The organism is Exiguobacterium sp. K1, from assembly GCF_033721435.1.
Classification (GTDB): domain Bacteria; phylum Bacillota; class Bacilli; order Exiguobacteriales; family Exiguobacteriaceae; genus Exiguobacterium_A; species Exiguobacterium_A artemiae.
Genome location: NZ_JAOTIT010000001.1, coordinates 923,386 through 936,126, shown reverse-complemented (window position 1 = coordinate 936,126; position 12,741 = coordinate 923,386). Strand labels below are relative to the sequence as shown.

The 12,741-nt window shown below is 48.1% G+C and carries 17 protein-coding genes and 1 pseudogene; 9 read left to right on the top strand and 9 right to left on the bottom strand.

Translation table 11 applies throughout. The features are described from left to right. Positions 1-29: 29 nt before the first annotated feature. The 6 genes from N7U64_RS04870 to N7U64_RS04845 form a co-directional block, all read right to left on the bottom strand. Positions 30-734, bottom strand: coding sequence for an SDR family NAD(P)-dependent oxidoreductase (locus N7U64_RS04870; protein ID WP_318928723.1), 705 nt, complete (start codon positions 732-734; stop codon positions 30-32). A 27-nt stretch (positions 735-761) separates the two neighbouring features. After that, the gene (locus N7U64_RS04865) at positions 762-1,283 is read right to left on the bottom strand and encodes an NAD(P)H-dependent oxidoreductase (RefSeq protein WP_318928722.1); all 522 of its coding nucleotides are present in this window, start codon (positions 1,281-1,283) and stop codon (positions 762-764) included. A gap of 61 nt (positions 1,284-1,344) precedes the next feature. After that, on the bottom strand, positions 1,345-1,782 hold the full coding sequence (locus tag N7U64_RS04860; protein WP_012370253.1) for a MarR family winged helix-turn-helix transcriptional regulator: 438 nt from the start codon (positions 1,780-1,782) through the stop codon (positions 1,345-1,347). Between the two features lie 56 nt (positions 1,783-1,838). Beyond that, positions 1,839-2,339 (bottom strand): DinB family protein, encoded by a 501-nt coding sequence (locus tag N7U64_RS04855; RefSeq protein ID WP_012370254.1) that lies wholly within the window; start codon positions 2,337-2,339, stop codon positions 1,839-1,841. A gap of 113 nt (positions 2,340-2,452) precedes the next feature. Beyond that, entirely contained in the window at positions 2,453-3,688 is a 1,236-nt protein-coding gene (locus tag N7U64_RS04850) for an MFS transporter (protein WP_318928721.1), read from the bottom strand. 130 nt (positions 3,689-3,818) lie between these two features. Continuing rightward, complete coding sequence (locus N7U64_RS04845) at positions 3,819-4,106, bottom strand: hypothetical protein (protein WP_318928720.1); 288 nt, start codon at positions 4,104-4,106, stop codon at positions 3,819-3,821. Between the two features lie 164 nt (positions 4,107-4,270). Between N7U64_RS04845 and N7U64_RS04840 the strand changes: the two genes are divergently transcribed. Beyond that, positions 4,271-4,816: a GNAT family protein gene (locus N7U64_RS04840; protein WP_318928719.1), complete on the top strand. Its 546-nt coding sequence runs from the start codon at positions 4,271-4,273 to the stop codon at positions 4,814-4,816. Between the two features lie 69 nt (positions 4,817-4,885). Here N7U64_RS04840 and N7U64_RS04835 read toward each other — a convergent pair whose 3' ends face one another. Then, a complete protein-coding gene (locus N7U64_RS04835) occupies positions 4,886-5,110 on the bottom strand; it encodes a hypothetical protein (RefSeq protein ID WP_318928718.1) in 225 nt (74 codons plus the stop codon). A gap of 26 nt (positions 5,111-5,136) precedes the next feature. Further along, the gene (locus N7U64_RS04830; RefSeq protein WP_318928717.1) at positions 5,137-6,261 is read right to left on the bottom strand and encodes a diguanylate cyclase; all 1,125 of its coding nucleotides are present in this window, start codon (positions 6,259-6,261) and stop codon (positions 5,137-5,139) included. Between the two features lie 158 nt (positions 6,262-6,419). On the opposite strand from N7U64_RS04830, the gene N7U64_RS04825 reads away from it, so the two are divergent. The 6 genes and pseudogenes from N7U64_RS04825 to N7U64_RS04800 all read left to right on the top strand — a co-directional run bounded on the left by N7U64_RS04825 (position 6,420) and on the right by N7U64_RS04800 (position 10,669). Then, positions 6,420-6,674, top strand: a complete 255-nt coding sequence (locus tag N7U64_RS04825) for a type II toxin-antitoxin system Phd/YefM family antitoxin (RefSeq protein ID WP_318928716.1) — start codon at positions 6,420-6,422, stop codon at positions 6,672-6,674. Between the two features lie 264 nt (positions 6,675-6,938). After that, positions 6,939-7,355 (top strand): NAD(+)--rifampin ADP-ribosyltransferase, encoded by a 417-nt coding sequence (arr, locus tag N7U64_RS04820; protein WP_318928715.1) that lies wholly within the window; start codon positions 6,939-6,941, stop codon positions 7,353-7,355. A 112-nt stretch (positions 7,356-7,467) separates the two neighbouring features. Further along, positions 7,468-8,165 (top strand): annotated as a pseudogene (locus N7U64_RS04815) (response regulator transcription factor). Further along, positions 8,158-9,258, top strand: coding sequence for a HAMP domain-containing sensor histidine kinase (locus tag N7U64_RS04810; protein WP_318928714.1), 1,101 nt, complete (start codon positions 8,158-8,160; stop codon positions 9,256-9,258). The pseudogene N7U64_RS04815 and the gene N7U64_RS04810 overlap by 8 nt, the downstream one beginning before the upstream one ends. Positions 9,259-9,329: 71 nt before the next feature. Then, entirely contained in the window at positions 9,330-10,115 is a 786-nt protein-coding gene (locus N7U64_RS04805) for a M15 family metallopeptidase (RefSeq protein WP_318928713.1), read from the top strand. An 11-nt stretch (positions 10,116-10,126) separates the two neighbouring features. After that, entirely contained in the window at positions 10,127-10,669 is a 543-nt protein-coding gene (locus N7U64_RS04800; RefSeq protein WP_318928712.1) for a DUF402 domain-containing protein, read from the top strand. A 9-nt stretch (positions 10,670-10,678) separates the two neighbouring features. Here N7U64_RS04800 and N7U64_RS04795 read toward each other — a convergent pair whose 3' ends face one another. Next, positions 10,679-11,467, bottom strand: a complete 789-nt coding sequence (locus N7U64_RS04795; RefSeq protein ID WP_318928711.1) for a hypothetical protein — start codon at positions 11,465-11,467, stop codon at positions 10,679-10,681. A gap of 113 nt (positions 11,468-11,580) precedes the next feature. Here N7U64_RS04795 and N7U64_RS04790 point away from each other — a divergent pair, with 113 nt between their 5' ends. Together N7U64_RS04790 and N7U64_RS04785 are read left to right on the top strand one after the other, a co-directional pair. Next, positions 11,581-11,778, top strand: coding sequence for a hypothetical protein (locus N7U64_RS04790; RefSeq protein WP_318928710.1), 198 nt, complete (start codon positions 11,581-11,583; stop codon positions 11,776-11,778). Positions 11,779-11,927: 149 nt separating this feature from the next. Next, positions 11,928-12,731 carry a helix-turn-helix domain-containing protein gene (locus N7U64_RS04785; protein WP_318928709.1) on the top strand — a complete coding sequence of 268 codons (804 nt, stop codon included), beginning with the start codon at positions 11,928-11,930 and terminating at the stop codon, positions 12,729-12,731. The last annotated feature ends 10 nt before the right edge of the window (positions 12,732-12,741 follow it).

Below are 12,741 nucleotides of genomic sequence, written 5' to 3'. Positions count from 1 at the left end.
ACAGAGCGATTCTTTCCATTCGATTTTTTTTACCAAGGCATAATTCCTTGATCATTCAGGATTTTTCCGTTGTAATTCGTATCATCAAGCGCATAGCGGACGATGACGGCTGCTCCTTCGGCTGTCGTCTTGCCTCCGGGCGCATTGCCGTTCAGGTCTGTACTCGTGAATCCGGGTGTCACACCGAAAATCTCTGGTCCGTTCTCCTGAAACTGTGTGCCGAGTGATAACGTCATGGCGTTTAATGCAGTTTTTGAAGAATTGTAACCTAACACGTTAAGCGGATGAATCCGTCCTTCAGCAAACGAAGTCTGGGACGACATGTCTGTCGTGACATTGATGATTTTTCCATTTGATAACAAAGGATAAAAGGCTTGCGTCACTTGGAACGTCCCGAAATAATTGACGTCGAAGATTTGACGCAAGACATCGACGTCGACCGTAATCGGTGGCTGTCCGAAATCAAGGGCGATGCCTGCATTGTTGATCAACAGATTCAACCGGTCCGTCACAGCAAGAATCTGTTGTTTAGCTTGGTCGATTGATCCCGGATCCGTGACATCGAGTTGAACGAAAGTGACCTTGTCCGAGGCAAGGGAGGCGACGGCCGATTGACCGTTCGCTTCATCACGTGCTGCTAAAAAGACATGATAGTCCTGCTCTGCCAATTGACGGACGATTTCAAGTCCGATTCCTTTGTTGGCACCGGTGACGAGCGCATACTGTGTGGACATGGTGAAAACTTCTTTTTCTGTTGGATTTTATTTTTGGACGTGGGCGACGAGCTGTACAGCACTTTCTGTGACTTGTTCCGGGGACAGGAACCGGACGCCCTGTTCGATGAAGGACGGCAGGAATTGCATCCCGGTCAGATTCGCCATCGCCTGGAAGGGACGTGTCAACTCACTCATGCTGTAGCGGTTATATCCGCCGGCCTGGTAGGATTCCGCCGGACCGCCTGTCGAGATGACGAGCATGAATTCTTTCCCGTTCAATTTCGTACCGCCAGGACCGTATGCCCAGCCGAACGAAAGCACTTCGTCCTGCCATTTTTTCAAAAGTGAAGGACTGCTGTACCAGTAAAACGGAAACTGGAAGACGATCCGGTCGTGTGCGAGCAGCAACGCCTGTTCTTTTTCGACGTCGATCACTTCATCTGGATAACTCGCATAGAGATCATGGACCGTTCCTTCCACCTCTTTCGACAATTGTTCCCGCCATGCCTTGTTGACGACGGAAGTTTCAAGATTCGGGTGAGCGACGATGATTAATGTTTTTTTCATATTCAGGCTCCTTCTAAGTAAATTTCGTTTGTATATGCAAATGAAAGGTCAAAAAAAAGAACTAGAGTTCTTTTTCTAATGTATTACTCGCTTCATGTAACGTCTTACTCAAGTCTTTGCTGAACTCTTTACCGAGAATATCCGAGTAGGCCTGGAAAAATTCCTTTAACGAAAGCCGGAATCGGCGATAAATCTCTTCCCCTTCAGGCGTCAAGGAAATCAGCGACTGTTTTCCGTCCATTTCACGTAGGACAAGACCTTTTTTCTCGAGCTTATCGATGAATCGGGTACTCGTCGACGGTGCGATCGATAACTCCTGGCACAACTCTTTTTGAGTAATCCGCGGACGGAATTTAACGATCATGATCAGGTAGAGATAGGAGGGGGCCAAGTCATCAAGGTCAAACGACTTCTCCGCCATCTTCGTGATATTTCGCGCGAATCGACTGGCTGTGAAGTAAAGACAATGGATTAACACCTCTTCCTCTTCGGAACGCATCGAAAATCAACTCCTTTCATTTGCATATACAAATTAACATATTGAAAAGCCTGTCGTCAATCCGGAAGAACCTGTTCCAATTCTTTTTTCTGCCGGAAGTGGTGCCGGGTATGCATTTCAATCAGTTGATACCATTCCTGCGCATTCAACCAGCCAAAACCGCCATGTCTTGATTTCCGTTGCGGTTCGATTTGACCGAGCTGCTGCGACCAGTCTTCCATCCGTTTAACAAGTTCAAGCAGACGCTGTTTTAAGCGATCCCGGCTGTCCGTATTGTCCGGCGGGGCATTCATCTCGTCCGGCAGTCTGATTTTGATCGGTGGGAAAGCCTGCTGGCGGAATAATTCTTCGCCAAACGGTGTTTTACCGTCCGCTGTATCGGTCGTCAGTGAAGCACAGTTTCCGACTTCGTCCAGGTATTCGTGGGCGACAAGTAAAATATGGTCATACATTTGACCAAGCGACCAGACGCCGGGTTGCGAAATGTGATGAATCTGATCTTCCGTATACCGGTCCAGTTCCTGATACAGGTGTAACAGGCAGTCGATTCCCGTCACATCAATCCCTCCTTCAGCAGATATCCATTTTCTTGACTATAGCATGTCCGGCCGGCGTCTGGGCGACTAAAAAACAGGACCATAAGGAATCATTCCTCATGGTCCTGTCCGGTTCAGGATACTTTGGCTTCGTCGTCGACCGTCATCGTATACAACGTTTGTTTGGTCCGTTTAAAGACGATGGGTAATGAGACGAGACCAATCAGGAAAAAGCCGAGCGAGAAGACGATATAGGTCGAGCGGATCGAAAACATTTCGGCCAGCAGACCAATCGATAACGTCAGTCCGATGATGAGAATCGACTCGGCGACGTTGATGACGCCCGAGAATCGACCCATGATCGAAACGGGGACATTGTTTTGATAAAACGACAAAAACCCGGTATTCGCGAACGATAACGCAAACGTCAGCAGGAAAAAGCCGAGTGCTGCGATGACAAAATCGGTTGACGTCGCAAAAATGAGGTAGCCGACCGGTGTCGCGATGGCTCCGAAGCCGATCAGGAATCGTAAACTGAGCCATTTCGTACACGTCGCGTTAATGACGGAACCGGCAATGATACCGAGCCCGGCGATACTGACGAGAAAGCCGTACGTACTCTCGGGAAAATCAAGGACGCGGGTCGCAAACGTCGCTTCCAGTGAATCGAGACCGGACATGAAAATCGTCATCACACAGAACAGGGCATATACGAGCGTGATGTAGCAGTGTTTGTGCGCATACCGTAACGTTTCTTTCCAGTCCGCGACGATCATAGCGAAACTGAGCCGTTCGGCACCGGTGATTGTCGTCTGTTTTTCGATGTCCGGCAGGGAAAACAGGATCAGAGCCGACAGACCGAGAGCACCGGCATTCAGATAGATGGCGAACGTCGGCGATCCGACGAGGAACAAGAGACCGGCAATTGTCGGCCCAAGAATGAAGCCGCACGATTGGATGAAATTTTTTAAGGCATTAAACCGTTGGCGGTTGGTTTTCGAGACGAGTTTTGTCATATAGATGAGGGAAGCCGATTCGAACAGTGAACTGCCGATATTGATGAAAAAGACCAGCGTGTACAAAAGCAATAACGAGTCAATCCACGGCAGGACGGCAATTAAGACAGCCCGTGCCAGATCAAGCACCACCATCAGATTCCGCTTATCGACACGATCGATGACCGTACCGGACCAAAAACTCGATAACAGGGTAGCGATTGGGACGAGCATGTAGAGAACGGAGACAGCAAACGCTGAATTCGTCCGGTCGAGGACAATCAAATTCAGGGCAATGAAGTAGACCCACGCCCCGAGATTGGAGATGCCGACGCTTGATAATAAGAGGGCAGGATGTTTCCATGTTCCGCGCATGTGCCATCACTCCTACTGAATGTTTTTTGAATATATAGAAAATGATTACAGTTGATACTACGGGAAGCAAAGTGAGAAAGCAAGAAGAAAATGGAAAAAGCCATCCGGAAGATGGCTCGAGGAAAATCTGTTACGTGAGAAAATAGTCGAGTGTCGCAAACAAACTCGTTAACAGAAAACAAATCAGCAACAGGGCGGATAGGAGGATTAAATCGAGATGCCGGCGAAGCCCGTTCGTTAAGATGAAGAACAGGGTCCAAAAGGCGATAAACACGGTAAAAATGACAGCGAGGACGGGCGCCGCAAGCGGAAACGACTCTGCGATTTGAGCACGGAAGGCAGGGTTCGTAATGGCGTAAAAGGCAAAAACGAAAGTCGGGAGTGCGCCGAGGTAAAGGAGCCATTTAGGAAATTTCATAGGGAACATTACTCCTTCTAAATACATTAAGAATACATTCAGTATAAAAGATTGGAATTGTAAATAAAACGTACAAAATTGTAAGTAAGTGTCATTTTTTGATTTGATATCGTGTATAGTGAATGAAAGTGAATCCGATACAATCGAAAAGGAGCCATCTGATTATGAATTTAACGGTTAAGCCTGTCTTGACAGGAAAATCGGTCATCCTCCGACCTTTTGAGACGGCAGATCTTCCGATGATCGAACAGTGTTTGCGCGATCCTGAAGTCCTTCAACTGACCGGAAGTGAAGCGGATTTTGACCGGGAGACACTTAAAACCTGGTATGGAACGAGACATGACCAGCCGGACCGTCTGGATTTGGCAGTCGTCGACAAAGCAACTGGAACGCTCGTCGGTGAGGTTGTCGTCAATGAGTATCAGTCAAGCGACCACAGCATGAACTTCCGGATTCTGATTGGGGAAGCCGGCAGAAACCGCGGGCTTGGAACGGAAGCGACCCGGTTGCTGATGGATTACCTGTTTCGGCAGACATCGCTTGCCCGCTTGACGTTAAGCGTTTTTGACTTTAATCCGCGGGCGCGGCACGTCTATGAAAAATTGGGTTTTCAGGTGACCGGGGTAGAAGAGGACGATTTCGAAGTTGACGGACGACGAGTCGATTCGATTCTGATGGCCTTGACGCGGGAACGTTATTTAGAACAGTGAATGAACAACAGCCCGGTCTTTCTCCTGAACAAGCGGAGAAGCCGGGCTGTTGTTTGATTTGCGTTATTTTTATTCGGACTTGCGTTCTTCTTCTTCCTCCACCCAGTTAAAACTCAAATCGACCCGTCTGCCGATAAACGAACGTAAAAATAAGACGAATGTTACTGCTGGCAAGATCCACCATGCAGAATCGACCGCACCGAAGTATTGGATCACATATATCCACATGAACAGGCTACTGACAAAAAGAATCGTTTCCGAAGTCGTGATGAATTCCCGTTTTGGTTCGTACATTAAGTAAAACCTCCAATAGTATGTAGTTAAATCCTTGTTTCCGTTGAGGAGTGTGACGCAGCAATACTCTGCTGATCGAGTTGATTAAACAGAATCGTCCGATTTCGCCCCTGTTGTTTAGCGGTGTATAAGGCTTCGTCCGCGAGTCCGTTCATGTGCTGGATGTGAATCTGTTTTCCGTGAGCAATTCCGATCGAAGCCGTGACGGTGATGTCGGGAAATCCGTCCAGTTGGAACCGTTCATGCGCAATCCGTTCCCGGATCCGGTTTGCGACCTTGATTATTTTGGGTGGAGTCAGGTCATAAATCAGAATCATAAATTCCTCTCCGCCAATCCGTGCCGTGATATCGTGGGGACGCGTTTCTTCCATCAGGATGTTTGCGAACTGTTGCAATACGAGATCCCCGTTTCCGTGACCGTATGTATCGTTGACATGCTTAAAGTGGTCGATATCGAGGGCGAGTACGTTGTAAATGCGGCCTTCCTGTTCCAAACCGGCTGTGCGCGTATCCCAGACACGCCGGTTGTAGAGTCCGGTCAGGTGATCACGTTCGGACGATTGTTTGTATAGTTCGACTTGACGGTTCAATGTTTGGAAATCAAGCGTCAGCATACTCGACAGGACACCGACGGCAAGACCGATCGTCCAGGTCGCAAGTAACAAACGAAGCGAGGCATCGTTAAAGCCTAAATTAATCAGAACGGTGAACGTAATCATCAACAGCGCCCAAACGTTGAGGGCGAGATTCTGACGAAACGGCCGATTCAAGAGCTGGCGATGAATCCAAATCATCCCGGTACTGATCGCAATGATGGCGACGAACGCAATAAACGCTTGGGGCGTGACGCCAAATAAAAACCGCGAACCGGCGATGATCAACGTGGCGACGACAAGCGGGAAACGGTTGCCGTAAAAAGCGAGCAGGACGAGCGGCAAATGACGTAAGTCCATCCGTAACGAGTCATTGACCTGAATGCCCTTGAACATCAGTACGACACCAAGTAAACCGGTCGCAAGACCAATGATCAACGACTTAACGGCATAGGATGAAAATCGGGTGGAATGGATGATTTTTGAAATGATGTAAAACCCGGTGAACGCGATACAGGCGTTGACGAGCAGCTCGACGATGAATATGATTTTCCACATCCTTGACCGTGATACTTTTACAATACCATGCTGACAAAAGTTGTCAATCAGGAAGAAATCTGGGCTTTCGATTGTGAAAGAAATCAGAAACGAAGATTAAGTAGTTGTACGAAATCATGTACAATAAAAATAGAGAAAACAAGTAGGGAGGAACTAACATGTCGATTGTCACATACAGTGATGCCCGTAAAAATTTTAAACAGATTTTAGATCAAGTGCATGATGATAAGGAAGCAGTCATCATTTCACGAAAAAATAACGAAAATGCCGTGTTACTTTCTGAAGAAGAATACAATCGTTTGATGGAGACCATCTATTTAATGCGAAGTCCTCAAAATTCAGTCCGTCTACTGGAGTCAATTGACCAGCTCCAACAAGAAAAGCTGACAGAAAGAACGTTGATTGATGAGTAAAGTCCGTCTACTTTTTACGGATCATCGCCTCGTTTACAGGTCGACGAGTGAATAGGTGGAAATCCTTCAATGCCGTTATCATTATTAAGCGAAAACTCCCGAACGAAACGCACCGCTCCTTATGGAACGTGACGTATATTCGGGAGTTTTTTGTTCTTCTCTACTCGAATTATACCGCGAATCGCTAGACGGAAACAGACTACTTTTACAGTTCGTTCTGCCCTACACTACTAACAAGACTACTGAAAAAGGACGTGAACAGTAATGACCGGACAAACCAAAGTGCTCGACCAGGGACCGTTTCTGCACGGGACGAAAGCCGTTTTGCAGGTCGGCGATCAATTGACACCCGATTATCAATCGAACTATCAGGAGAAACGGTCAAATTATATCTATTTCACGGCAACACTTGAAGCTGCGAAGTGGGGAGCTGAGCTTGCCAAAGGTGACGGCATGGAACGGATTTATCTCGTCGAACCGCTCGGGACGTTCGAAAATGATCCAAACTTGACGGATCAGCGGTTTCCCGGTAATCCAACACGGTCCTACCGGTCGAAGGAGCCGCTTCTCATCGTCGCGGAGCTTGCTGTTTGGGAGCGGCACTCGGAGGAAATGATTCAACAAATGAAGGCTTACTTAGCCCGGTTAACGAAGGAAGGGAAAAATGTCATTTTGGATTAAGATCATTCCAATAAAAATGGAAATACCTGTGAAAAATGTTTTGAAAAAAGGGAAATGAATTAGTTGATATGCCATCATTTAAGCTGTTCAAGTTTAGAAAAGGGGACAGCTTATGACAACACGAACCATTCTCATCATTGAAGACGAAATCGAAATTGCCGAACTCGTCTCGATTCATTTGCGCAACGAAGGATTTCAGACATTACTTGCCCATGACGGGATGTCAGGACTCGAACGCTTCCGGCGGCATCCGGTCGATCTCGTCATTCTGGACATCATGATGCCGAATTTGAACGGGCACGAAATCTGACACAAATCCGGCAAACCCATCAGACACCCGTTATTTTTTTAAGCGCCAAACAATCGGATTTTGATAAAATCAGCGGGCTTGTGATCGGAGCGGATGATTATATAACCAAACCGTTTAATCCGCTTGAATTGGTCGCCCGTGTCAATGCCCAGTTACGGCGTGTTTTCCAATGGACAGGACAAGCGAACCCGGTCGAGACGAATCTCATCAGCCTTCAAAACGTGATGCTCGATGCCAACCAACGGACGGTCCTCGTCAACGAACAGGCTGTCAATTTGACACCAAAGGAATTTGATATCTTTTGGCTGCTCGCCGGCTCGCCGAATCAGGTTTTCAGTACGGAAAAAATCTTTGAGCGGGTTTGGAAGGAAGATTACTTTGACGGAGCCAATACGGTCATGGTCCACATCCGGACACTTCGAAAAAAAATATCCGATACGAATAAAACAAAGATGTTGATTGAGACCGTTTGGGGTGTTGGGTATAAGGTCAATGCGTAAGTTTATAAACGGCTTTCGGACCCGCATCATCTATCTGTTCATCAAAAGTCTGTTGATTGCAGCCGTCATCACGTTCGCGCTGTATAAGGCACTCCAGTACTATTACCATCATCATGTCTTTTACGGGGATACGTATATGCGGTACCGGTTTTGGATGCGGGAAGTAGGCGACGTCTATATCTTTTTAGCGTTGTATATCCCCTTTTCAATCCTTATCTTTTATCTGTTGACGCGGACGTATACGAAATATTTTGAGGATATCTCTAGCGGGATCCGTCAGCTGGCAGCAGGTGATTTTTCGCATCATGTCGAGATTGCCTCGAAAGATGAATTTCGCCAAATCGCAAACGACTTAAATGCGGCAAGCAGCGGCTTACGAACGGCCATTCAGGCAGAGACGCTCGCCCAGCGCAGTAAAGAAACGCTAATTGCCAACTTGGCGCACGATTTACGAACACCGTTGACATCCGTGACCGGATACCTCGATTTACTGAATCAACCGACGACGACGCCTGAAGAACGGACCGTCTATGCCAAAATTGCCTACAAAAAATCACGGGATCTGGAAGAACTGCTCGAAACCTTGTTTGATATTTCAAAACTTGATTTGTCGCTGAAGACAACAGAACAGACAGAGGTCGATCTGCATCATCTTCTGTTGCAACTCCTGGATGAAATGTATCCCTTGATCAGCCGTGTCGAGGCCAAAGTACACCAGCAGATTTCACAGCATCTGCTCGTGAGCGGTAACGGCAAAGAGCTGGCGCGCGTCTTCGAGAACCTGCTCAGTAACGCATTGCGTTACGGTGATTTACATCAGCCGGTCGTTGTCAGAGCTTTCCGGCGTGACGAAGCCATCGTCATTCAAGTCACCAATGCCGGTCAAATGATTCAAGCAGTGGATGTACCGTATCTGTTCGATATGTTCTACACCGTCGATCAAGTCCGGAACATGCCGACGAAACAAACCGGTTTGGGTCTGTTCATTGCAAAGACGATTGTCGAGAGACATGAAGGGACGATTGAATTAAAACAAGCTGCCGGAAAAATTCAGTTTGAAGTCGTTTTGCCGGCTGATTTAAGAAATTCTTAAGAACTATCCCGACTTTCGTTTAAACCCTTTTCTTTACGCTATGTGTAATAACGAAAAGGAGAGGATTTAACATGAAAAAACTAATCGGGGTACTCTTGATTATGCTTGTCGTTTTTCAATTCTACCTCACACGTACACCGGCTCTGACGAACAAAATTTCATTGAAGGATGCATCGTTGTATCAAGGAGATTTAGTATTGATCAATAAACAAACGGAGATTCAGGAAAATCCGCACAATCTTGGCAAAATCCCGAAGGTGGCAACGGAGACACATAACGAAGCGGATTTATTAGTACAACAGCATGTCGGGACAGCTTTACGACAGATGATACGTCGTGCGGGAAAAGTGGGAGTCAGACACTTTCAAATCAATAGTGCCTACCGAAGCGGGAAGCTGCAACAGCAACTATATGAAGGATATGGGGCGGATTTTGCGTTGCCTGCCGGTCACAGCGAACACCAAACGGGTCTGTCGGTCGATCTCGGTTCGACCCGCGGGAAGATGAGTCAATCCAAAGAAGGCAGATGGCTTGCGAAAAATGCCCATAAGTTCGGTTTTATCATCCGGTATCCTAAAGGAAAGGAAGCAGTAACGGGAATTTCATTTGAACCGTGGCATATTCGTTATGTCGGCTTGCCGCACAGCCATAAGATGTACGAGGAAGATTGGGTGCTGGAAGAATACATAGCTTATCTCAAACAAGAGAACGCCTACAAGATGAAAATAGCAGATCAAACATATTTTGTTCAATACACGAAACAGCGGTCAATCCGGATACCGGATACGCCGCTGTTTCAAGTATCCGGTACGAACGAACACGGTTTTATTGTTACGTCGCGTCTAAAACAAGAGTAAGGGGGAAACGTATGCATTCGTCTGTCACAGCAACTGTCCGCGTCCAAGTCGTTAAATATGATGGAACACCCCACTGTGAATGGGATACGACCCTGCTGCAGGAAACACCTCAGTATATTCTGGTCTACGGACAGACGGGACGTTCGCTCGTCCATCACACACGTCAGCAAACTTTTAGTTGTGCCACACCGTCACTCGAATATTACGATTTGCAGGAAGGGTATACCGTCAACTTGGATCTCGAACGAGACGGTGAACGGTACTACTGCAACATTTGCCTGCCGACGGAATGGACAGCATCCGGTCTCCGGTTCGTTGACCTGGATCTGGACCTCATTCGGGATACAACCGGACAGTGGACAGTCGTCGACGAAGATGAATTTTTGGAAAATCAGTTAGTGTATCAGTATCCGGTAGACGTCATCACAGGAGCGGAACAGATGCTTCGTCGTCTGCAGGACAAGATTCAACGACAGGCGTTTCCGTTTGACGGATTTTTGACCGGTTGGCTGGACCGATTACGGCACGACCGTCACACCACGCCATTGCCATGAAGCCTGTTATCACCCATTTTGCTTCGCCCTGCATTCCGTAGCGAGCCGCCGAATTTCAGCCGCCATCGAGGAATTGACCGGCTGAATCTGTTCGAGCCACTCGAGCAGCGCAAGCGCTGATTCTGGGACTCGGGTGTATCCTTGCAGGACATCGGCAAACCGTTCCTGCGCTTGCGGGAATCGTTGCTCGGCCCGGCGTTCATTGCCGTACTGGTCCGGATAATACACGACTTCCGACTCGAGCAGGTGCAAAACGGACAGGAGTTGTGAAAAAGCATGCTGTTCGACCAGCTGGAGACCGGATAACCGTTCGCCGCGGGCATACCGGCACAAGCCGACATAGAGATTCGTTAACGCTTCGTTCAGTGCGAAGTCGAGTGTATCACGCCGGATTGGCGGTGCCGCTTGTTGCGAGACGGTCCAGTCGACGCCCGGGAATGTCGGATCCTGCCAGACAATCCGTCCCGGTGAAAAAGCGATTTCCGGCATCTCGTCGAGTTCGAAAATCGCACATTCACCGTAAATCCCGTCCGCGAATAACAATTTAAAGCCGTCGACCGTGTTTTGGAAAATGAAGCTGAGCGGATGGACCGACTCCAACCAGTCAAGTTGCTGGAGGAACCGTTGCTTTTGCCCTGGTTTCGTAATGATAAAAAAATCGAGGTCGGAATAGCGGTCGAGCCGTTCCAGCTCCTGACCGACGGAACCGAGTCCGAGTAATAACCAGGCGTTGTTTGTGTGTTCGAGTTGCTGACCGATCTGATCAAGGCGTGCAAGTAGCGTCTGTTGGCGTGACATCATCAAAACTCCTTTTATTTGGTGTAAGCGTTCTCTTGTTCAGTCTAGCAAGCTTGAGTGGGGCGTCAAGAAAAGATTGTCGAATGACTAAAAAACAGGAAAGGGTGACTGGTATGGAAATACTGATTCTCCTGGTGGGCTCATTTCTCTTAAGTACCTTAATGCTTGGGACGATTGTCAAAGCCGTCCTGACCGCTTATCGAAAACAACAGCTGTCAATGGCAAAGGCTATTTTCATCACAACCGGTATGACGGTCTTCAGCATCCTGCTCGCCGGTGTACTGCCGTATGTCTATCTCCGTTTTCTCTGAATTTCAGACCCGATGTATCCGGAACCGTCTATTCCGCGTACATCGGGTCTGTTTGTTGTCTAAAAACTTCCGAACAACCGGGTCCGTCGTCCTGTTATTTCTGGATAGAAAGGAGGAAATTCCTCCTGAATTTAAAGGAGGACAAGTTCATGCACCCTTACTTACGTGTCGAGCATCAACTGTTACGCGACGGAGCGGCTTTTTCATCCGTCCATGAAAAAATGGTCTATCTGCTGCTTCAAAGTTATGCCGGTCGGGATGGACTCGCGTTCCCGTCGCATCAGACGCTCGCGGACGCTGTTCCGTGCGGCAAAACGACCGTCAAAAACTGTCTTCAGACGCTCGTCGAAAAAGGATGGATCGAAAAGGTCGAGCGGTTCGACCGGCACGGGGGACAAACGTCGAACGGCTACCGGATTCGAATGGTGTCCCCGGTCACTTCCGGACAGGACCCGGGTCAAGAGACGGCAACCGGGCAGCCATCTGTCGCCTCCGAAGAAAAAGGGGTTAAGAAACCGTCTTTAAAAAAAGAACCACCACCTCCCGGAGTCATGGAAATCCTCACTCATTTTGAGACGGAAATCGGTCGTGTCACACCGTCGATTCGCAGGAAACTGGAGGCGTTGCTGAAAGAAACGAGTCCTGCCGTCCTGCATCATGCAATCGAACAGGCAGCGGCGGCGAACATTCGTAACTTTAACTACATCCAGGTCGTCATCGACAGTCTGAAACAGCGGAATCTATTGACGCAGGAACAAATCGACACGCATGAAAAACGCCGCCGGACCGCTGTGACGCGATCACCCCGCCGGAAGAAACACGGGAAATTACCGGACTGGGTCGAACGGGAACGCCAACAACAGCAACAGGCGGAGACGGAGCAAAAACAACGGTTTGAACAAACCGTTCCCGACCAAGGGGAACTGGCTTTATTGCTTGCAGAACTGATCTGATGAAGGAGGA